At 71.8% G+C, this 20,093-nt stretch carries 18 protein-coding genes; 7 read left to right on the top strand and 11 right to left on the bottom strand.

Annotated elements, in window-relative coordinates:
* Positions 1–135: 135 nt before the first annotated feature.
* Genes L0P92_RS28775 through ureA form a run of 4 tightly spaced genes read right to left on the bottom strand, consistent with a single transcriptional unit; the run spans position 136 to position 4,090 of the window.
* The gene (locus tag L0P92_RS28775) at positions 136–621 is read right to left on the bottom strand and encodes a hypothetical protein (RefSeq protein ID WP_234765971.1); all 486 of its coding nucleotides are present in this window, start codon (positions 619–621) and stop codon (positions 136–138) included.
* Positions 622–630: 9 nt separating this feature from the next.
* Positions 631–1,662 (bottom strand): agmatine deiminase family protein, encoded by a 1,032-nt coding sequence (locus L0P92_RS28780; protein WP_234765972.1) that lies wholly within the window; start codon positions 1,660–1,662, stop codon positions 631–633.
* 8 nt (positions 1,663–1,670) lie between these two features.
* Positions 1,671–3,383 carry an urease subunit alpha gene (locus tag L0P92_RS28785; RefSeq protein ID WP_234765973.1) on the bottom strand — a complete coding sequence of 571 codons (1,713 nt, stop codon included), beginning with the start codon at positions 3,381–3,383 and terminating at the stop codon, positions 1,671–1,673.
* Positions 3,380–4,090: an urease subunit gamma gene (gene ureA, locus L0P92_RS28790; protein ID WP_234765974.1), complete on the bottom strand. Its 711-nt coding sequence runs from the start codon at positions 4,088–4,090 to the stop codon at positions 3,380–3,382. Before ureA ends, L0P92_RS28785 begins: the two co-directional genes overlap by 4 nt.
* A 143-nt stretch (positions 4,091–4,233) precedes the next feature.
* On the opposite strand from ureA, the gene L0P92_RS28795 reads away from it, so the two are divergent.
* Positions 4,234–5,685, top strand: coding sequence for a cytosine permease (locus tag L0P92_RS28795; RefSeq protein WP_234765975.1), 1,452 nt, complete (start codon positions 4,234–4,236; stop codon positions 5,683–5,685).
* Here the strand turns inward: L0P92_RS28795 and L0P92_RS28800 are convergent.
* Together L0P92_RS28800 and L0P92_RS28805 are read right to left on the bottom strand one after the other, a co-directional pair.
* Positions 5,682–6,770 (bottom strand): branched-chain amino acid aminotransferase, encoded by a 1,089-nt coding sequence (locus L0P92_RS28800; protein WP_234765976.1) that lies wholly within the window; start codon positions 6,768–6,770, stop codon positions 5,682–5,684. The genes L0P92_RS28795 and L0P92_RS28800 overlap by 4 nt on opposite strands.
* 263 nt (positions 6,771–7,033) lie before the next feature.
* Positions 7,034–8,077: a 3-isopropylmalate dehydrogenase gene (locus L0P92_RS28805; protein ID WP_234765977.1), complete on the bottom strand. Its 1,044-nt coding sequence runs from the start codon at positions 8,075–8,077 to the stop codon at positions 7,034–7,036.
* Positions 8,078–8,219: 142 nt separating this feature from the next.
* Between L0P92_RS28805 and L0P92_RS28810 the strand changes: the two genes are divergently transcribed.
* Positions 8,220–9,785: a purple acid phosphatase family protein gene (locus tag L0P92_RS28810; RefSeq protein WP_234765978.1), complete on the top strand. Its 1,566-nt coding sequence runs from the start codon at positions 8,220–8,222 to the stop codon at positions 9,783–9,785.
* A 26-nt stretch (positions 9,786–9,811) separates the two neighbouring features.
* On the opposite strand, the gene L0P92_RS28815 is transcribed toward L0P92_RS28810, so the two are convergent.
* Positions 9,812–9,952, bottom strand: a complete 141-nt coding sequence (locus tag L0P92_RS28815) for a hypothetical protein (RefSeq protein WP_107083653.1) — start codon at positions 9,950–9,952, stop codon at positions 9,812–9,814.
* A 251-nt stretch (positions 9,953–10,203) separates the two neighbouring features.
* Complete coding sequence (locus tag L0P92_RS28820) at positions 10,204–10,767, bottom strand: GNAT family N-acetyltransferase (protein ID WP_234765979.1); 564 nt, start codon at positions 10,765–10,767, stop codon at positions 10,204–10,206.
* Between the two features lie 93 nt (positions 10,768–10,860).
* Here L0P92_RS28820 and L0P92_RS28825 point away from each other — a divergent pair, with 93 nt between their 5' ends.
* Positions 10,861–11,067: a DUF5988 family protein gene (locus L0P92_RS28825; RefSeq protein WP_234765980.1), complete on the top strand. Its 207-nt coding sequence runs from the start codon at positions 10,861–10,863 to the stop codon at positions 11,065–11,067.
* Between the two features lie 11 nt (positions 11,068–11,078).
* On the opposite strand, the gene L0P92_RS28830 is transcribed toward L0P92_RS28825, so the two are convergent.
* From L0P92_RS28830 to L0P92_RS28840, 3 genes are all read right to left on the bottom strand, one after another.
* Positions 11,079–11,903 carry an alpha/beta fold hydrolase gene (locus tag L0P92_RS28830; protein ID WP_234765981.1) on the bottom strand — a complete coding sequence of 275 codons (825 nt, stop codon included), beginning with the start codon at positions 11,901–11,903 and terminating at the stop codon, positions 11,079–11,081.
* Positions 11,904–11,971: 68 nt separating this feature from the next.
* Positions 11,972–13,603 (bottom strand): L-glutamate gamma-semialdehyde dehydrogenase, encoded by a 1,632-nt coding sequence (gene pruA, locus L0P92_RS28835; RefSeq protein WP_234765982.1) that lies wholly within the window; start codon positions 13,601–13,603, stop codon positions 11,972–11,974.
* Positions 13,604–13,654: 51 nt separating this feature from the next.
* Positions 13,655–14,581: a proline dehydrogenase family protein gene (locus tag L0P92_RS28840; protein WP_234765983.1), complete on the bottom strand. Its 927-nt coding sequence runs from the start codon at positions 14,579–14,581 to the stop codon at positions 13,655–13,657.
* Positions 14,582–14,688: 107 nt separating this feature from the next.
* Between L0P92_RS28840 and L0P92_RS28845 the strand changes: the two genes are divergently transcribed.
* From L0P92_RS28845 to L0P92_RS28860, 4 genes are all read left to right on the top strand, one after another.
* Positions 14,689–15,897 carry a PucR family transcriptional regulator gene (locus L0P92_RS28845; RefSeq protein ID WP_234765984.1) on the top strand — a complete coding sequence of 403 codons (1,209 nt, stop codon included), beginning with the start codon at positions 14,689–14,691 and terminating at the stop codon, positions 15,895–15,897.
* A 145-nt stretch (positions 15,898–16,042) separates the two neighbouring features.
* Positions 16,043–17,533: an ABC transporter substrate-binding protein gene (locus tag L0P92_RS28850; RefSeq protein ID WP_234765985.1), complete on the top strand. Its 1,491-nt coding sequence runs from the start codon at positions 16,043–16,045 to the stop codon at positions 17,531–17,533.
* 17 nt (positions 17,534–17,550) lie between these two features.
* Entirely contained in the window at positions 17,551–19,359 is a 1,809-nt protein-coding gene (locus L0P92_RS28855) for an ABC transporter permease subunit (RefSeq protein WP_372497349.1), read from the top strand.
* Positions 19,349–20,093 (top strand): ABC transporter ATP-binding protein (locus L0P92_RS28860; protein WP_234765987.1); only part of this gene is annotated, 745 nt, incomplete at its 3' end. The genes L0P92_RS28855 and L0P92_RS28860, both read left to right, overlap by 11 nt.

A 20,093-nucleotide genomic window follows, 5' to 3' on the forward strand; every position in this document is an offset into this window, starting at 1 on the left:
GGCCGCATCCCTGCCGCCCTTGCCGCCGCGCTGGGCGACCTGGTCGCGGACGCCCTCGGGGCCGCGCCCGGAGGCGGCCCTGCTGGCGTGCCGGACCACGGGGTCTGGGGGTGCGGCGGCGGGCGCCGGGGGCACTCATGCCGACTCCGCCCGTACGGCGTCGGGCAGGAAGTGCGTCTCGTACGGTCCGTAGCACTCGCTGAGCTCCGTCGCCACCGCGCCGCCGCAGCCCCCGCACAGTTGGTTGGGCCCTTCCATGCCGGGCAGACCGCAGCAACCATGGTCTCGCAGCCCCGGCCTGCGGGAGAGCCTCCCCAGTGTGTCCTGCGGGTGGACCACAAGGGTGTCGCGCGGCCCGGCGGGGACCAGCTGTTCGCCGTTGTACGCGTGGGAGCCCTCGGTGCGCAGCCAGACGTCGTAGTCGGGTTGCGGCACGTACGGCGCCCCGCTGGGCTCCGGGTCCACCGCGTACGTGCCCCGCGGCACCGTCGACGGGGCGTGCCGCGTGCCGTCCGGATTCTTCCGCCCGACGTACGCGGGACGCTCCGGCAGTTCGGGCAGCCGACGCAGCGGCTCGGTGAGCCGGTGACCGCAGGACGTGCAGAGCAGCAGTACTTTCACCCGTACGTTCTACCTGACCACGGCCCTCGGCTGCTGCTGGGTGATGCAGTGGATGCCCCCACCCCCGGCGAAGATCGTCCGCGCGTCCACCAGCGTCACCGTCCGCTCCGGGAACAGCCTGCGGAAGATGCCGGCCGCGATCTCGTCGCGCGGGTCGTCGAAGCCGCAGAGCACCACGCCGCCGTTGCAGAGGTAGTGGTTGATGTAGGAGTAGTCGGCCCAGTGGCCGTCGGCCTCCAGGACGGTGGGCGCCGGGACCTCGACGACCTCCAGGCGGCGGCCGCGGGCGTCCGTCTGGGACCTCAGCAGCCCGATGACCTCTTTGGTCACCTCGTGGTCGGGGTGCGCGGGGTCCGGCTGCGCATGGGCGACGACCACACCGGGACGGGCGAACGCGGCGACGATGTCGACATGGCCGAGGGTGCCGAAGCCGTACGGCGGGTAGTCGCCGGTGAGGCCGCGGGGCAGCCAGATCGCCTTGCGGGTGCCGAGTTTGGCGTGGATCTCGGCCTCGACCTGCTCGCGGGTCCAGCCGGGGTTGCGGCCGGGGCCGAGCTGGACGGTGTCGGTCAGCAGGACCGTGCCCTCGCCGTCGACATGGATCGCGCCGCCCTCGTTGACCAGCGGCGAGGACAGCACCGGCACCCCGGCCAGGTCCGCGACATGGCGGGCGATCTTGGAGTCGTGCTCCCAGCGGGCCCAGTCCTGGGCGCCCCAGCCGTTGAACACCCAGTCCACGGCGGCCAGTCGGCCCTCCTCGTCCTTGACGAAGGTCGGTCCGATGTCACGCATCCAGGCGTCGTCGAGTTCCCGCTCGGCCAGGTCGACGTCCGGGCCGAGCAGCGCACGCGCCGACTCGCCCTGCCCGGGCCCGTGCACCATCGTCACCGGCTCGAAGCGGCGCACGGCGCGGGCGACGGAAGCCCAGGCCAGCCTGGCGGCCTTGAGGTCCTCGGCGTCCTCGAAGGTCGCGTTCGGCCCCGGCCAGGCCATCCAGGTGCGCTCGTGCGGGGCCCACTCGGGGGGCATGCGGTAGGTCATCAGAAGTCCTAGAGGAAGTAGAGACGGTTCAGGGCGACGGAGTCGGCCGGTTCCGAGCGCAGCGGTTCGCCGTCGAGGGTGACCAGGCCGGTGCGCTGGTCGACGTCGACGGCTCCGGTACGGGAGTTCAGGCGCAGGTCGGCCGGTCCGATGCCACGGGTGCCGCGCACGGCGACCCTCCTTCTGCGGGTCGGCATGGAGTCGCCTCCCTGGTCGACGGCGGCCCGGGCGACGAAGGCGACCGAGATGTCGGCGGGCGTGGCGCCGTACGCCCCGAACTGCGGTCCGAGGACGAGGGGTTCGCAGGTGTCGGTCGCGGCGTTGGGGTCGCCGACCACGCCGTACGCGGGGAAGCCGGACTTCAGCACCAGCTGCGGTTTGGCGCCGAAGTACTCCGGCCGCCACAGCACGATGTCGGCGAGCTTGCCGACCTCGATCGAGCCGACCTCGTGCGCGAGGCCGTGGGCGATGGCCGGGTTGATGGTCAGCTTGGCCATGTAGCGCAGGACGCGCTCGTTGTCGTGGCCGTCGTCCGGGGCGCCGAATTCGGCCTTCATCTTCCCGGCCATCGCGAAGGTACGGCGGACCGTCTCGCCGGCCCGGCCCATGCCCTGTGCGTCGGACGAGGTGATGCCGATCGCGCCCAGGTCGTGCAGCACGTCCTCGGCGCCCATGGTCCCGGCGCGGATGCGGTCACGGGCCATGGCGGCGTCGCCGGGGAGGTCGGTCTTCAGATCATGGACGGAGACGATCATGCCGTAGTGCTCGGCGACGGCGTCCCGGCCGAAGGGCAGGGTGGGGTTGGTGGAGGAGCCGATGACGTTCGGGACGCCGGCCATCTTCAGGACGTTCGGGACGTGTCCGCCGCCGCAGCCCTCGATGTGGAAGGCGTGGATGGTGCGCCCCTCCAGCACCCGGAGGGTGTCCTCGACCGACAGGCACTCGTTCAACCCGTCGCTGTGCAGGGCGACTTGGACGTCATGTTCCTCGGCGACGCGAAGTGCCGTGTCCAGCGCCCGCGTGTGGGCGCCCATGTCCTCGTGCACCTTGAAGCCGGAGGCGCCGCCCTCGGCGAGCGCCTCGACCAGCGGGGCGGGCGAGGACGACGAACCCCGGGCCAGGAAACCGATGTTGACCGGCCAGGCGTCGAAGGCGTTGAAGGCGTGCTTGAGCGCCCACGGCGAGTTGACGCCGACGCCCCACACCGGCCCGAACTCCTGCCCGACGATCGTGGTCACGCCGGACGCGAGCGAGGCCTCCATGACGCGCGGCGACAGCAGATGGACGTGGGTGTCGACGGCTCCGGCGGTGGCGATGAGGCCCTCGCCGGACACGATGGACGTCCCCGTGCCGACGACCACGTCGACCCCGTCGAGGGTGTCGGGGTTCCCGGCCCGTCCGATCGAGCAGATCCGGCCCTCCCTGATCCCGATGGAGACCTTCCGGATCCCGAGCGCCGCGTCGATCACGACGACATTGCTGATGACGACGTCACAGGTCTCGCGGACGGCGGCGGCCTTGAGATGCAGCCCGTCCCGGGCGGTCTTGCCGAACCCGGCGAGGAACTCGTCGCCGTACTTCTGGGAGTCCGACTCGACGCGGATCGTCAGCCCGGAGTCGCCGAGGCGGACGCGGTCGCCGGCGCGGGGGCCGTGGGTGGCGGCGTACTCGTACGGGGTGAGGCGGCGGGCCTCGGCGGGGTGGCCTCCGGGACGGCTCATCGTTCGACCTCCAGCTGCTGGTCGGGTGTTTCCGTGACGCCGAGGTAGCCGCAGGCGGCGGCGCGGCGCAGTGCCTCCTCGCGGGCGCCCGGCGCGTCCAGCGCCCCGTCGACGAGCCCCGCGAACCCGATCGCGATCCGCTCGCCGCCGATCGGCACGAGCCCCACCTCGGAGCTCTCGCCCGGCCCGAACCGCACGGACGACCCGGCGGGCACGGCGAGCCGCATCCCGTAGGCGGCACCCCGGTCGAAGTCGAGCCGCGGGTTGGCCTCGAAGAAGTGGAAGTGGGAGGTCACGGAGACGGGCACGGTGGCGGTGTTGGTGACCGTCAGCCGGAGAACCGGCTCCGGCTCGGCGTGCTCGGGCCCCGGCAGCAGCGCGCCGGGAGCCTGCGGACCGAGCCCCGCCCCGAGCGGATCGGACACGACCGCGAGCCGTGAGCCGTCGTCGAAGACGGCCTCGACATGCACCTCGGTGACGACGTCCGCGACGCCCGGCAGCACGTCGTCCGGGCCGAGCACGGACCGGGCGCGCTCGACGGCCTCCGCCAGCCGGGCCCCGTCCCGGGCGGCCTCGCACACGGTGTCCGCGATCAGCGCCGTCGCCTCCGGCACGTTCAGCCTCAGCCCGCGGGCCCTGCGCGCCCTGGCCAGCTCGGCGGCTCCGAAGAGCAGCAGCCGGTCACGTTCGGTGGGGGTCAGTCTCATGACGCGGGCACCTCCTTGCCTCTCCCGCATTAGAGCATCACTCTAAACATTAATTCCAGTGAACCGAAGTGTTGACTCGACACCATCGATTCTCGATATTGAACGTCGCTCTAACTCTGGCGGCCGATCAAAGGAGACCTGCCATGCCGATGGAACAGCGCGGAGTCGACACCATCCCCGAGGAGGAACGCACGAGCGGCCCACGGGACCTCGTCTCGATCCTGCTGGGCTCGAACCTCTGCCTCGGAGTGATCGTCTTCGGCTGGCTGCCGCCGTCGTTCGGCCTCGACTGGTGGGCGTCGGTGAGCTCGATCGTGGTCGGCACGGTGGCCGGCACGGCCCTGACCGCCCCGCTCGCGCTGATCTCCCTGCGCACGGCGACGAACCTGTCCACGTCCTCCGGCGCCCAGTTCGGCGTGCGCGGCCGTCTGGTCGGCTCGGTGGTCGGCCTCCTGCTCGCCCTCGGCTACACGGCGCTGACCGTGTGGATCGGCGGCGACGTCATGGTCGGCGTGCTGGGCCGGCTCTTCGGACTGCCGGCGAACGGAGTGTCGTACGGCGTGGTCTACGGGCTGCTGGCGGCGGCGACCGTGGCGGGCGCGGTGTACGGCTACCGGGTGCTGCTCGCCCTGTCCCGGGTCCTCGCCATCGGCATGACGGCCCTGCTGGTGCTCGGCGTCGTCGCCTACGCCCCGCACTTCACGACCGCCGCGCTGCCCGAGACCGGTGGCTATCTGCTCGGCGGGTTCTGGCCGACCTGGCTGCTGGCGACGGTGGCCGCGGGCCTGTCCGGCCCGATCGCGTTCATCACGCTGCTCGGCGACTACACCCGCTACATCTCCCCGGTCCGCCACACCTCACGCCGGGTGCTGCACGCCACCTGGCTCGGCCTGCTCCTCGGCCTCCTGGTCCCCCAGTTGTTCGGCACCTTCACGGCGTACGCGGCCCAGGCGGCCCTCGACTACGCCGGGCCGCTGGTCTCCGCCTCCCCCACCTGGTACCTGGTCCCGCTCCTGCTGGCCGCCTCGGCCGGCTCGGTCGGCAACGCGGGCCTGATGCTCTACTCCATGGGCCTCGACCTCGACGCCATCCTCCCGCGCGCCTCCCGCGCCCGGGCCACCTACGCCGTCGCCGTCGTCGCGACCGCCTGCGTCTTCGTCGGCCACTACGCCTCCAGCGCCCAGGACGCCATGACGTCCTTCGTGCTGCTGCTGACCGCGATCGGCACCCCGTGGGCGGTCATCACCCTGATCGGCTTCGCCCGCTGCCGTGGCGTGTACGACGCGGAGGCCCTCCAGGTCTTCAACCGCCGTGCGCGGGGCGGGATCTACTGGTTCCGGGGCGGCTGGAACATCCCGGCGACGGCGGCCTGGGCGCTGGGCGCGACGGTCGGCCTGCTGGCCGTGTCCCTCCCGTCGTACGAGGGCCCGCTGCTGGGCCTGACGGGCGGGGTGGACTGCAGCTTCCTGCTGTCGGGGCTGGTGGGGGGTGTGGCGTACCTGCTGCTGACGGTGGGCGACTCCGCTCCGGTACGCGAAAGGGTCGTCGCGGACTCCGAGTCCGCGACGACCCTGACGGTCAAGGCCGAGAGTTAACCCAGCTTGTGCATCCAGCCGTGCTTGTCCTCGGCCTTGCCCCGCTGGATGTCGAGAAGGGCCCGGCGAAGCTTCAGCGTGACCTCGCCGGGCTCGCCGTCGCCCTGCTGCCACTGCGCGCCCGTGCGCTTGACGGTGCCGACCGGCGTGATGACCGCGGCCGTGCCGCAGGCGAAGACCTCGGTGAGGGTGCCGTTCTCCGAGTCGCGCTGCCACTGGTCGACGGAGACGCGGCCCTCCTCGGCCTCGTAGCCGAGGTCACGGGCGACCTGGAGAAGGGAGTCACGGGTGACGCCCTCCAGGATGGAGCCGGTGAGGGACGGGGTGACGATCTTGTCGCCGTACACGAAGTACAGGTTCATGCCGCCGAGTTCCTCGACCCACTTGCGCTCGACCGCGTCCAGGTAGCAGACCTGGGCGCAGCCCTCGGCGGCGGCCTCGGCCTGGGCGAGCAGGGACGCGGCGTAGTTGCCGCCGGTCTTGGCGTCGCCCATGCCGCCGGGCACGGCGCGCACGTGGTCCTCGGAGACCCAGATGGAGACCGGCTTGACGCCGCCGGGGAAGTAGGCGCCGGCCGGGGAGGCGATGACGATGAAGAGGTACTCGCTGGCGGGCTTCACGCCCAGCCCGACCTCGGTGGCGAACATGAACGGCCGCAGGTAGAGGGACTCCTCGCCGCCGTGCGCCGGCACCCACGCCTCGTCCTGGCTCACCAGCGCGTCACACGCCTCGATGAACGTCTCGACCGGCAGCTCCGGCATGCCGAGCCGGCGGGCCGAGGCCTGGAAGCGCCTGGCGTTCTTCTCGGGACGGAAGGAGGCGACGGACCCGTCGGGCTGGCGGTAGGCCTTCAGGCCCTCGAAGATCTCCTGCGCGTAGTGCAGGACCATGGTGGCCGGGTCGAGGGAGAGCGGCGCGTACGGCACGAGCTCGCCGTCGTGCCAGCCGCGGCCCTCGGTCCACTTGATCGTCACCATGTGGTCGGTGAAGTGGCGGCCGAACCCGGGGTTGGCCAGTATCGCCTCGCGCTCGGCGGCGGAGAGCGGGCTGGCTGAGGGCTTGAGCTCGATCGTGGGCGTCGTCATGAGTAGATGTCCTTCACCGGTTTTGATTGTGGCGGGCCGCGCTCACGCCAGTACTGTCAGTGGCCAGTGCTAGGACGTCCGAGCAATCCGTCATTCCGCGGCTCCGCGTTCGATTATCGCAAGCGGGAGCCGTGGAAGAAATCGGCCTGTTCGGCGTGAATCGCGACCCAGGGGCAGATGGTGCCACCCGACGGCGGACATGGGGAAGCCGCCGGGTGCGGAGCGACCCGGCGGCTTCGAAAGTTCGAGTGGCGCGGCGGGCGTCAGCCGGCTACTCGTACGGCCAGCGCGTCGCCGATCTCCGACGTGCTGCGGGCGGGCTTGCCGGTGCGCTCGGCGAGGTCGGCGGAGACCGCCTCGTCGATGCGGGCGGCCTCGGCGTCGTAGCCGAGGTGACGCAGGAGCAGGGCGACGGACAGGACCGTGGCGGTCGGGTCGGCCTTGCCCTGGCCGGCGATGTCGGGCGCGGAACCGTGGACCGGCTCGAACATCGAGGGGAACTCGCCGGAGGGGTTGATGTTCCCGCTCGCGGCGACGCCGATGCCGCCGGAGACGGCCGCGGCGAGGTCGGTGATGATGTCGCCGAAGAGGTTGTCGGTGACGATCACGTCGAAGCGACCGGGGTCGGTGACCAGGTAGATGGTCGCCGCGTCGACGTGGATGTAGTCGGTGGTGACCTCGGGGAACTCCTCGGCCACCTTGTTGAAGACGTTCGTCCACAGGTGGCCCGCGAAGGCCAGCACGTTGTTCTTGTGGACCAGCGTGAGCTTCTTGCGCGGCCGGGCCTGGGCGCGGGCGAAGGCGTCACGGACCACGCGCTCGACACCGAAGGCCGTGTTGACGGAGACCTCGGTGGCGACCTCGTGCTCGGTGCCCTTGCGGATCGTGCCGCCGTTGCCGGTGTACGGGCCCTCGGTGCCCTCGCGGACGACGATGAAGTCGATCTCGGGCTGGCCGGCGAGCGGGGTGGGAACACCGGGGAGGAGCTTCGACGGACGCAGGTTGACGTGGTGGTCGAAGAGGAAGCGGAGCTTCAGCAGGAAGCCGCGCTCCAGGACGCCGGACGGGACCGACGGGTCGCCGATCGCGCCGAGCAGAATGGCGTCGTGCTTCTTCAGGGCGTCGACGTCCGCGTCGGTGAGGGTCTCACCGGTGGCGTGGTAGCGCTTGGCGCCGAAGTCGTACTCCTTGGTCTCCAGCTTCACATCCTGCGGGAGGACGGCGGAGAGGACCTTGAGGCCTTCGGCCACGACTTCCTGCCCGATGCCGTCACCGGGGATCACTGCGAGATTGAGGCTGCGAGACATGTCGGCACCCTACTCCTCGTCCCATGGGATGACACGCGATGTCCGCGATACGGACAGCCGGACGGGGTAAGGCTCTTGCGCTTCGACCGCCGTTCACCCGTACGTGGGGCGGGTGTTGGCCTCCGCTGGGAACTTCCCTTTCATGGACCTCCCCGACTTCGGCATCCCGCCCCGGCTCGCCCGACGAATGACCATGGCGGAACAGCACGAGTACCTGCGGACGAAGCTGACCCGGCGCCGCACGCTGGTCACCGCCGGCGCGGTGGCGGGCGGCCTGCTGACGGGCTGCTCGGGGTCGGACTCCGGCCCGGGCCCGTCCCGTACGTCGGCCTCCGCGTCCTCCCGCACCAGGGTGCCGGGCTCCGCCGTCGCCCCGTTCGGCCGCCATCTCGCCTTCGGCGCCGACCCCAGGAACCAGATGCGGATCTCCTGGCAGGTGCCGGCCGCGGTGCGCAGGCCGTACATCCGGGTCGGCCTGCGCCCCGACGACCTGAGCCGCAGGATCGACGCCGAGGTCCGCGAGCTGCGCACACCGGAACTGCGGGGCGTCCGCGCGGCGCTGGAGCAGTACTACCTCCACGCCGCCCTGGACGGCCTGCGGCCCGGCACGAGGTACTACTACGGCGTCGGCCACGAGGGCTTCGACCCCGCCTCCCCGCAGAACCGTTCGACGATCGCCGACTTCCGCACCGCGCCCGCGACCCCGCAGACCTTCACCTTCACGGCCTTCGGCGACCAGGGCGTCAGCGAGGCGGCCGCCACCAACGACAAACTCCTGCTGGGCCAGAACCCGGCCTTCCACCTCCACGCCGGCGACATCTGCTACGCCGACGCCAAGGGCCTGGGCAAGGAGTCGGACGCCTACGACCCCGGCTTCTGGGACTTCTACCTGAAGCAGACCGAGTCGGTGTCCAGGTCGGTGCCGTGGATGGTGACGACCGGCAACCACGACATGGAGGCCTGGTACTCGCCGGACGGCTACGGCGGGCAGCTGGCCCGCTGGTCCCTGCCGGAGAGCGGCTTCGATCCCGGGGCGGCCCCGGGCGCGTACTCCTTCGTCTACGGCAACGTCGGCTTCGTGGCGCTGGACGCCAACGACGTGTCGTACGAGATCCCGGCCAACCTGGGGCACACGGACGGCCGTCAGACCAAGTGGCTGGACGAGCGGCTCGGTGAGCTGCGGGCGGCGAAGGACGTCGACTTCGTCGTCGTCTACTTCCACCACTGCGCCTACTCGACGTCCACGCACGCCTCGGACGGGGGTGTGCGGGCCGAGTGGGTGCCGCTGTTCGCCCGGCATCAGGTGGACCTGGTGATCAACGGGCACAACCACGTCTACGAGCGGACGGACGCCATCAAGAACGGCGAGGTCGGCAGGCAGGTCCCGATCGGCGGGTCCACGGATCCGACGCGGGACGGCACCGTGTACGTCACCGCCGGCGGGGGCGGCAAGGAGCTGTACGGCTTCCCGGCGGGCGTCGAGGAGAGCTACGAGGGCCATGTGACGGACCGGGAGTCGGTCGCCACGTTCAGCTGGACCAGGTCACGCGACGCCAAGGCGGAGCGCGTGGAGTGGTCCCGGGTGCGCTACCGGGGCTTCTCGTTCCTCTCGGTGGAGGCCGGGAGCGGCACGAAGCCCCGGTTGAGGGTGTCGGCGCTGGCGCAGAGCGGGGAGCGCATCGACTACTTCGAGGTGAAGCGCCCCTAGGGGCGCGGGGCTGTGTCGATATGCGGCTACGCCGCCTGATGCCCCGTGGCACCCCCGTTGTCCCTGCGGTCCAGGGCACGCTGGAGAGCAGCGGCAGCGTTCTTGCGGTCGGACTCGCTCGTGCGGGAGAGGTGACGGACTCGGCGGCGGGCGGTCGTCTCGGCCATGGGAAATCGACTCCTTCGACAATCCGGGAGTGCGGAAAGGGGTTACGAGACGCCGGATGGGGCGGGGAGCGGTGCCGCAGGGGTTGCCTGCACGGGGCCCGGCTCACGACCGCCATTCGCTTGATCGAGCGAGACGTTCGGCTTCTACAAAGCTAAGGGAGGACGGCGCGTCTGTCTCCACAATTACTCGGACTTCCTACTATCTGAGACGGTGGAGTGGGTCACACGCCACTGACCTGCGCTTTCTCCCGTCACTCCGTCAGAGCATCGCCGTCCCGCCAGTCGAAGACCAGCTCGAACGCCGGGTCGAGGGGCCCTGCGAGCGCGGGCCGCAGGAACGTGCTGCCCTCCTCGTCCGGCAGATGGACGACGCCCTGCGGGCCCAGCGCGCAGACCCGCCCGGGCCAGACCTCCCAGCCCCGGGCGGCGTACAGCGCGGCCCCCTCGTCGCTCGCGGACAGCATCCCCGCGTCGTACGCCCGCTCGATCACCCGCTCCAGCTCGGCCATCACCCGGCCGCCGAGCCCGGTCCGGCGCGCGTCGGGGCGTACGGCGACCGCCTCGACGTAGCCGACCCGCAGCCAGCGCTCCCGGTGCCGCACCCGCCGCATGACCACCGAACCGTGTGCGAGGAGTCGTCCGGCGTCGTCGTGGACGAGCGCGTGCATGCCGCCGAGCCCGTGGTCGAAGTCCTCGTCGGAGAAGTCCCCGTCGAAGGCCTCGTCCAACAGAGCGCGGACGGCACGCAGTTCGGCGGGGGTGAGGTCGGCGGTGTGTGCGGTGCGGGACGTGACGGGGGACGTGGGTGGGGTCATCCGTCCAGTATCCGCGCGGTGGCGGATCGCCCACTCGGCTGATCCTCCGCGCGGTACGGGACAGAGGGCGACCGCGAGGGGAACGGTGAGGTCATGAACGACACGGCGAAAGTGTTCCTCGAGGGCGGCCCGGACGACCTGCCCGAGCGGATCGTCCCGACCCCGACGCCCGGCCCGGACGTGAAGATCAAGCTCCGCGGCGGGTACGAGCACTTCCGGCCGACCTCGCGGCAGTCGCAGACTCCCGAGGGCGCGCTGCCCGTGTACGAGTGGTGGGAGCGGACGGAGATCGCCGAGTAGGCCGGCCGCGCTCAGCCCAGCACGGCCGCCAGCGCCGCCCGGAAGCCGTCCGGGTCCTCCACCCAGGGCAGGTGCCCGGCGCCCGGCAGGATCACCCGGTCCGCCTTCGGCAGCGCCCGCTCCAGGGAGTCGACCGCCGAGCGCGGCCGGATGTCACGCTCGCCGTCGACGATGAGCACGGGCACGTCGAGGGCCCGGCAGGCGGCGTACAGCTCGGGGGTGTCCAGACCCCGCCGGTTCTCGGCGGTCAGTTCGGCGTTGCACTCGGTGTTGATGCCGAGCCACGGGTCGGCCATCCGCTCGGCGTGCTCCGGCGCCCGCTCGCGGTCCTCGAACTCCGCGGACCACTGGAGCACGGCTCCCTCCTGGTCGCCCGCGGGCAACTCCCGCCAGCGGGCGAGGCGTTCGGAGTCCTCGCCCAGTCTCGCGAGAAGGTTCTCCTGGTAGGCCGGGCGCCACTCGGACGTCGGGCCGATGCCGGTCCCGGCCACGTACACCAGCAGGCTCACCCGCTCCGGATGGGCCAGCGTGTAGGCGAGCGCCAGCTGGGCGCCCCAGGAGTGTCCGAGCAGCGCGGTCCGCTCCGGCGCGAAGTGCCGTCGCACGGCGTCCAGATCGGCCACGAACCGGTCGGTCGTCCACGGCCCCGCGCACCGCTCGGACCGCCCGCAGCCGCGCTGGTCCCAGCGCACCACCGTGGCCAGGTCGCCGAGCACCGCGGCCACGTCCTCGAACATGTCCCACAGCCCCGGCCCGCCGTGGCACAGCACCAGCGGCTCGCCCCGGCCGGAGGCGCTCGCCCACAGCCGTACACCGTCGTCCGTCGTCACCGTCATGACCCCATCCTCCCGCACGGCTAGGGCCTGTCCGGTCAAGACCCGGCCCTGGCCGTCGAGTTGGGGTGTCAGCCCATGTGCGGGTAGCCGTAGTCGGTCGGCGGGACCAGCGTCTCCTTGATGGCGCGGGTCAGGGTCCAGCGCATCAGGTTCTGCGGGGCGCCGGCCTTGTCGTTGGTGCCGGAGGCGCGGCCGCCGCCGAAGGGCTGCTGGCCGACGACGGCGCCGGTCGACTTGTCGTTGATGTAGAAGTTGCCGGCCGCGTAGCGCAGCTTCTCCATCGTGTACGCGGCCGCCGCGCGGTCGCCGGAGATGACCGAGCCGGTCAGCGCATACGCGGACACCGACTCCATCTGCTCCAGCATCTCGTCGTACTTGTCGTCCTCGTAGACGTGCACGGCGAGGAACGGGCCGAAGTACTCGGTGGTGAAGACCTCGTTCTCCGGGTCGGAGCACTCGACGACGGTCGGGCGGACGAAGTAGCCGACCGAGTCGTCGTAGGAGCCGCCCGCGACGATCGTGCAGGTCGGGTCGGACTTGGCGCGGTCGATGGCGGCCTTGTTCTTGGCGAAGGCGCGCTCGTCGATGACGGCGCCGATGAAGTTGGACAGGTCGGTGACGTCACCCATGGTGATGTAGTCGACCTCGGCGGCGAACTCCTCCTTGAAGCCGGAGTTCCAGATCGACGCCGGGATGTACGCCCGGGAGGTCGCCGAGCACTTCTGGCCCTGGTACTCGAAGGCGCCCCGGGTCAGGGCGGTCTTCAGGACGGCCTTGTCGGCGCTCGGGTGGGCGACGACGAAGTCCTTGCCGCCCGTCTCGCCGACGATGCGCGGGTAGGACCGGTACTTCTCGATGTTGTTGCCGACCGTCTTCCACAGGTACTGGAAGGTCTTGGTCGACCCGGTGAAGTGGATGCCGGCGAGGTCGCGGTGCTCCAATGCGACCTTGGAGACCTCGATGCCGTCGCCGGTGACGAGGTTGATGACGCCCTTGGGCAGGCCCGCCTCCTCCAGCAGCTGCATCAGCAGCACGGCGGCGTGGGTCTGCGTCGGGGACGGCTTCCAGACGACGACGTTGCCCATCAGGGCCGGGGCGGTCGGCAGGTTGCCCGCGATGGCCGTGAAGTTGAACGGCGTGATCGCGTAGACGAAGCCCTCCAGCGGGCGGTGGTCGAGGCGGTTCCAGACGCCCGGGGAGTTGGCGACCGGCTGCTCGGCGAGCAGGTCACGGGCGTACTTGACGTTGAAGCGCCAGAAGTCGATCAGCTCGCAGGGGGAGTCGATCTCGGCCTGCTGAGCCGTCTTCGACTGGCCGAGCATCGTGGAAGCGGCGATCGTCTCGCGCCACGGCCCGGCGAGCAGCTCGGCCGCGCGCAGGATGATCGCGGCGCGGTCGTCGAAGGACATCGCGCGCCAGGCCGGCGCGGCGGCGAGGGCCGCGTCGATGGCGTCCTGGGCGTCCTGCTGGGTGGCGTTGCCGTAGCTGCCGATGCGGGCCTTGTGGTTGTGCGGCTGCACGACGTCGAACCGCTCGCCGCCGCCCATCCGCTTCTCGCCGCCGATGGTGCAGGGCAGGTCGATCGGGTTCTCGGCCAGCTCCTTGAGCTTGACCTCCAGCCGGGCGCGCTCGGGCGAGCCGGGGGCGTAGCCGTGCACCGGCTCGTTGACGGGGGTGGGGACCTGGGTCACAGCGTCCATGGGTTCCGTAACTCCTTACTGAGCGGTGTGTTGCGAGCCGTGTGTGGGGGCTCAGCCCTTGCTGACCATCGAGCGCAGGAAGAACCGCAGGTTGGCGGGCTTCTCCGCGAGCCTCCGCATGAAGTAGCCGTACCAGTCGGTGCCGTACGCCGTGTAGACGCGCATCCGGTGGCCCTCGGCGGCGAGCCGCAGGTGTTCGTCGCTGCGGATGCCGTACAGCATCTGGAACTCGTACTCGTCGAGCTTTCGGCCGACGCGGTGGGCGAGCTCCTGGGCGATGGCGATCAGGCGCGGGTCGTGGGAGCCGATCATCGGGTACCCGGCGCCCTCCATGAGAATCCCCAGGACCCGGACGTACGCCTTGTCGATCTCGTGTTTCTGCTGGTAGGCGACCTCGGCGGGCTCCTTGTAGGCGCCCTTGACCAGCCGTACGCGGCTGCCGTTCGCCGCGAGTCGGCGGGCGTCGTCCTCGGTGCGGAAGAGGTAGGCCTGGATGACGCAGCCGGTCTGCGGGAAGTCCTTCCGCAGCTCCTCGTGGATGGCGAACATCGAGTCGAGGGTGGTGTGGTCCTCGGCGTCGAGGGTGACCGTCGTGCCGATGGCGGCGGCGGCCTCGACGACCGGCCGGACGTTGGCGAGGGCGAGCTCGTGGCCGCCGTCCAGCGCCTGCCCGAACATGGAGAGCTTGACGGACATCTCGGCCCGGGTGCCCAGCTCCAGCTCCTTGAGCCGGTCGATGAGCTGCAGATAGGCGTCCCTGGCGGCTTCCGCCTGCTCGGGTGTGGTGATGTCCTCGCCGACGACGTCCATGGTCAGTTCCAGGCCCCGGGAGGTCAGGTCCTGGATGATCGGCACGATCTCGTCGACCGTCTCACCGGGGATGAAGCGGTCGACGACCTGCTTGGTCACCGGGGCCGCCGAGATCAGGCGTCGCATCCGGTCGCTGCGCGACGCGGCAAGAATCACGGGACCCAGCACGGGGCACCTCCACAAACCAGCAGATAGAACCACCGTGAAACCTAAGGATCCCTCCGATCGTCGGCCATCGACAGCTGTCACGCATCCGTGCCGCAGATCTCAGACAGATGTATGAAGGGCATGCGGAAATGCGGGAGAATGCCCGGGTGACGTCCGAATACAAGGCTGACTTCCAGGAGCTGGTCGACGAGATCTCGGAGCTGCTGGGCGTGCCGGCGACGCTGGAGAACCGGGACTTCGAGCTGATCGCCTTCGGCGCCTACGACAGCGAGGACGAGCTCGACGCGTCGGCCCTGGACCCGGTCCGCGCCCGCTCGATCCTGACCCGCCGCTCCACGGCGGCCGTACGGACGTGGTTCGAGGGCTTCGGCATCACGCGCGCGACGGGCCCGGTGCGGATCCCGCCGACTCCGGAGGCCGGGGTGTACCGGGGGCGCATCTGTCTGCCGGTACGCCATCGGGGGGTCGTGCTCGGTTACGTCTGGCTCCTGGACGACGATCCGGGCCCGACCGAGCAGCAGCTGACGGCCGCGATGGAGGTGACGACGCGGATCGGCGCGCTGCTCGCGGACGAGGCGCAGCACGGCGCGGATCTGAGCCGGGAACTGCGGGCGGCGCTGGTGGCGGAGCCGGGCTGGCAGGGGGACATGGCGGTGGCGGCGCTGCGCACGGCCCTCGGCGCCCGCGGCGACGGCCCGCACACGGTGGTCTGTGTCGCCCCCTGGCCGTCGGCCGACCCCGACGACACCCCGTCGGTCCGTACGGTGCCGCATGCGACGGCACTGTGCACGGTGCCGTGGGGGGCCGACGGGCAGAGCCTCGCGGTGCTGGTGCGGCTGCGCTCGGCGGAGGTGCGGACGGCGGCCCAGGCTGCGGCGTCCAGGCTGCTCAAGGACGAGGCGACGCGTTCGGCGGCGGGCATCGGAGCGCCCCGCTCGGGCCTCGGCGAACTGCCCGCCGTCTGGCGGGAGGCCTCGTCCGCGGCCCGCGCCGCCCTGGCCGAGCCCCGGCTGGGCCCGGTCGCCGAGTGGGCCCGCATCGGCCCGTACCGCCTGCTGACGTCCCTGCCCGCGGAGGTCACCCAGGATCCCGCGGTCGCCCTGCTCCTCTCCCCCGCCCACCACGAACTGGCCCGCACCGCCGAGGTCTACCTGGACCGCGCGGGCCAGGCCGGCCGCACGGCCTCCGAGTTGGGCATCCACCGCCAGACGCTGTACTACCGCCTCTCCCGCGTCGAACAGCTGACGGGGCTGGATCTGGGCGACGGCGAGGACCGGCTGCTGCTGCACATGGCGTTGAAGGGGGCAAGGCTCTGAGGCAGTTGAGGGGCGCGCCCTGAGTCAGTTGACGGGCGCGCCCTGAGCGGCAGGCCACACAGGTCCGGACTTCTGAAAATGATTGTCATCATGCTACGGTCGGTGCACGTTCAACCTTTGACCATGCCTTTACCCGGAGTGTGCCGTGCGCGTCCCCGCCCGTCTTGTCCCGCTCACCGCGCTCACCGCGGCCTCCGCCCTGCTCACCGGCTGCTTCTCGTCGGCGGGTTCCGATGAGGCGACCGCCGAAGGCAAGCGCATCCGTGTCGCGCACATGCTGCCGCCCCGCTCCGGCCTGTCCCCGCTGAGCGACGACGCGTTCAAGCTCTCGCGCTGGTCGACCGCCGAGACCCTGGTGAAGCTCGACGAGGACGGCGACGCCCTGCCGGCCCTGGCCACCAAGTGGCAGCAGTCCGGCCGTAGTTGGACCTTCGAGATACGGGACGGCGTCACCTTCCACGACGGCACGAAGCTCGACGCGCACGCCGTCGTGCGGTCGCTCACCAAGGCCGCCGGCGCCTCCCCCAAGCCCCGCATCCTCGACGGCGTGGACCTGACCGCGAAGGCCCAGGACTCCGACACGGTCACCGTCACCACCGGCACCGAGGACCCCCTCGTCCCGCAGCGGCTGAGCTCGCCCCAGCTGTCGATCCTCGCCGCCAAGGCCTACGAGGGGAAAACGGTGAACCCCCTGGGTGCCGGCACCGGCCCCTTCGAACTGGTCGAGGTCAACGGCACCGCCTCCGCCGCCCTCGACCGCTATGACGCGTACTGGGGCGGCAAGGCCAAGGCCCCGGGAATCGACGTCAAGTTCGTGCCGGACGGGACCGCCCGCGCCGCCGCCCTGCGCACCGGTGAGGCCGACATCGTCGAGGCGATTCCGGTCTCCCAGGCCGCCGTCCTCGACCAGGACCTGATCACCGAGGTCCCCATGCCGCGCACCAACACGCTCTACCTGAACACCGAGAACGGCGCCTTCAAGGACGGCGCGCTGCGCGCCGCCGCCCGGGAGGCGATCGACGCCAAGTCGATCGTGGAGGGCGTGTACGAGGGACGGGCGGATGTCGCCGAGGGCCTGCTCGGCCCCGCCCTGCCGTGGGCAGCCGAACTGCGCACTCCCGTCAGGCACACCAAGGCCGGCAAGCCGAACGGCACGACGATCACCATCGGAACCTTCACCGACCGGGCCGAACTGCCCGAGGTCGCCGCCACGCTGCAGCAGCAGCTGCAGAAGGCCGGATTCAAGGTGAAGCTCGACGTCCGCGAGTACGCGAACATCGAGTCCGACGCCCTCGCCGGCAAGTTCGACGCGTTCATCCTCTCCCGCGCCACCGTCCTCGACTCCGGCGACCCGACCGCCTACCTGTACAGCGACTTCGCCTCCGACGGCTCCTTCAACATCTCCCAGCTCGCCGACTCCTCCGTGGACGCCGCGCTGAAGAAGGCCGGCGAGACCAAGGTCGGCGACGCCCGCCGCAAGGCGGTCCTCCAGGCCGAGGGCGCCGTACTCGCCCAGGACGCGGCCGTACCGATGCTCCACGAGCGGGTGATCCAGGGCGACGCGGCCGGTGTGGTCGACGCGGCCCACGACCCGCGCGAGCGTGAGCTCGTCACGGCGGACACTTACGTCAAGTGAAGACCCCTCGCCGTCAAGTGAGCTCCCGGGCAAGAAAGTCGGCCGGTGTCGCCGGGCTGACCCGCCTCGTCTGTCTCGTCGCCGTCCTGGCCACCGTCGGCCTGCTGCCCTGGCTCTCGCAGCGGGACCCGGCGCTCACCGTGCTGCGCGCCCGGTCGGCCGAGCAGGAGGCGACCGAAGAGGCGCTGTCGGCGATCCGGGCGGACCTCGGCCTGGATGCCGGTCCGCTCTCCCTGCTGGGCAGGTGGGCCTCGGACCTGCTGCACGGCGACTTCGGCACCTCCTGGGTGTCCGGCACCGACGTCCTGCCGTCCGTGGTCGCCGGGCTCCAGGTGTCGCTGGGCCTGATGGGCGCGGCGCTCGGCGTGGCGGTGGCGCTCGCCGCGGCGCTGGTGGCGCCGGTGCTGGTGCGAGGGCGCGCTACGGCCGGGGCCTTCGCCGCCATGCTCGCCGCGATCCCCGAGTTCCTGCTGGCCCCCGTCGCCCTGCTGGTGTGCGGGGTGTGGCTGGGCTGGCTGCCGACGGCCGGGTGGGCGGGCCCCGAGTATCTGGTGCTGCCCGCGCTCGCCCTCGGCGTCCCGGCGGGCGGCCTGCTCGGCCGGCTGGTCGCGGACGCGCTGCCCGCCGTCCTCGACGAACGCTGGGTGGAGCTGTGGCGGGGCGCTGGAGTGAGCCGTACGGCGATCTCGGCGGCCGCTCTCAAGCGCGTACTGCCGCCGCTGGTACCGCAGTTCGGGATGGTCGCCGTCGGCCTGACCGGAGGCGCGGTCGCCGTGGAGATGGTGTTCGCGGTGCCCGGCATCGGCCGTACGGCGCTGGGCGCGGCCAAGTCGCAGGATCTGCCGCTGCTCCAGGGGTCGGTGCTGGCGCTGCTGCTGCTCGGTCTGGTCGCGGGCGCGGCGGCCGCGTTCACACGGCGCCGGCTGCTGGGCCCGGCCTTGCGTGACGCCGGCCTCACACTGCCCCCGGCACGTCCGGTCCGCTCACACCCGGCGATCCCGTTGACTCTGTTCACAGTCCTCGCCGTGACCATCGGCTGGGGCCTGCTGCGCGACCCGTACACCGTCAACACCGCCGCCCGTCTCGCCGCCCCCACCTGGGCCCACCCCCTCGGCACCGACGCCCTCGGCCGTGACGTGCTCGCCCGGCTCGGACACGGCGCCGCCTCGACCGTCGGCACGGCCGCCGCCATCTGCGCCCTGAGCCTGCTCGTCGCACTCGCCCTCGGCTTCCTGCCCGGCATCGCGGCCGGCGCGGCGGACATCGCCAACGCCCTGCCCCCGGTGATCGTCGGCATCCTGGTCGCCGCCGCGGCCGGCCCCGGCACCGGCGGCGCGGCCCTCGCGGTCGCCCTGATCTCCTGGCCGGCGCTGTCCGCGCACGCCGCTGCGCTGGTGCAGGAGGTCCGGGCGTCGGCGTTCCTGACCGCCCAACGCGCCATGGGCGCGACCCCGCTGTGGATCCTCACCCGGCACGTCCTGCCCTCCGTCGCCGCGCCCGTCGCCCGCCACGCCCTCCTGCGCCTCCCCGGCATCGCCCTCGCCCTGGCCTCCCTCGGCTTCCTGGGCCTCGGCGCCCAGCCGCCCGCCCCCGAGTGGGGCCTGCTCCTCGACGAATCCCGCGCCTACGTCGAACGCGCCCCCTGGGCAGCCCTCGCCCCGGCCGTCGCCCTCGCCCTGCTGGCGGGCCTGGCGGTGTCGGGCGCGGCGGCCGTGCAGGGCCGGAGCGTTCGGCGAGGCGGGCCGGCGGCGAAGAAGCCCGCGGCGAAGAGTCCTCGGGCGAAGAATCCCGCGGCGAGGAAGAAGGAGACCTCCGTTGCCGTCTGATGTGCTCCTCTCGGTGCGCGACCTGCGGATCGCCTTCGACGGCATCGAGGTCGTGCGCGGCCTGTCCTTCGACGTCCGCCCGCGCGAGGCCCTCGCGATCGTCGGCGAGTCGGGCGCGGGCAAGTCCCTCACCGCCCGGGCGCTGCTGGGCATGCTGCCCCGGGGCGCGACCACGAGCGGCGCGATCGAGCCGGACCTGTCCGCGCACCGCGGCCGCCGCATCTCCCTGGTCCCGCAGGACGCCCTGTCCGCCCTCTCCCCCGTGCACCCGGTCGGCGACCAACTCGCCGCCGCCGTACGCTCCGTGGCCCGCGTCTCCCGCAAGGAGGCAGGCGCCCGGGCGGTCGCCGCGCTCGACCGGGTCGGCATCCCGGACGCCGCCCGCAAGGCGCGGGCGTATCCGCACGAGTACTCCGGAGGCATGCGGCAGCGCGCCGTCATCGCCATGGCGACGATCAACGAACCCGACGTCGTCGTCGCCGACGAGCCCACCACCGCCCTGGACGAGGAGCGCCGCGACCAGGTGCTGACGGTGCTCGCCGAGCAGCGGGAGGCCGTGGGCGCCGCGCTCGTCCTGGTCACCCACGACATGGACGTCGTACGGGACCACGCGGACCGTGTGCTGGTCATGTACGCCGGCCGCCTGACCGAACTCGGCCCGGCCGACGAGGTGCTGGCCCGCCCCCGGGCCCCGTACACGGCGGGCCTCCTGGCCTCCCTCCCCCAGCACGCAC

The organism is Streptomyces muensis, from assembly GCF_021474425.1.
Lineage (GTDB): Bacteria > Actinomycetota > Actinomycetes > Streptomycetales > Streptomycetaceae > Streptomyces > Streptomyces muensis.

Coding starts and splice junctions, on each gene's coding strand:
- L0P92_RS28780 (WP_234765972.1), bottom strand. CDS start 1,662: ATGACCTACCGCATGCCCCCCGAGTGGGCCCCGCACGAGCGCACCTGG.
- L0P92_RS28785 (WP_234765973.1), bottom strand. CDS start 3,383: ATGAGCCGTCCCGGAGGCCACCCCGCCGAGGCCCGCCGCCTCACCCCG.
- ureA (WP_234765974.1), bottom strand. CDS start 4,090: ATGAGACTGACCCCCACCGAACGTGACCGGCTGCTGCTCTTCGGAGCC.
- L0P92_RS28795 (WP_234765975.1), top strand. CDS start 4,234: ATGCCGATGGAACAGCGCGGAGTCGACACCATCCCCGAGGAGGAACGC.
- L0P92_RS28800 (WP_234765976.1), bottom strand. CDS start 6,770: ATGACGACGCCCACGATCGAGCTCAAGCCCTCAGCCAGCCCGCTCTCC.
- L0P92_RS28805 (WP_234765977.1), bottom strand. CDS start 8,077: ATGTCTCGCAGCCTCAATCTCGCAGTGATCCCCGGTGACGGCATCGGG.
- L0P92_RS28810 (WP_234765978.1), top strand. CDS start 8,220: ATGGACCTCCCCGACTTCGGCATCCCGCCCCGGCTCGCCCGACGAATG.
- L0P92_RS28815 (WP_107083653.1), bottom strand. CDS start 9,952: ATGGCCGAGACGACCGCCCGCCGCCGAGTCCGTCACCTCTCCCGCACG.
- L0P92_RS28820 (WP_234765979.1), bottom strand. CDS start 10,767: ATGACCCCACCCACGTCCCCCGTCACGTCCCGCACCGCACACACCGCC.
- L0P92_RS28825 (WP_234765980.1), top strand. CDS start 10,861: ATGAACGACACGGCGAAAGTGTTCCTCGAGGGCGGCCCGGACGACCTG.
- L0P92_RS28830 (WP_234765981.1), bottom strand. CDS start 11,903: ATGACGGTGACGACGGACGACGGTGTACGGCTGTGGGCGAGCGCCTCC.
- pruA (WP_234765982.1), bottom strand. CDS start 13,603: ATGGACGCTGTGACCCAGGTCCCCACCCCCGTCAACGAGCCGGTGCAC.
- L0P92_RS28845 (WP_234765984.1), top strand. CDS start 14,689: ATGTATGAAGGGCATGCGGAAATGCGGGAGAATGCCCGGGTGACGTCC.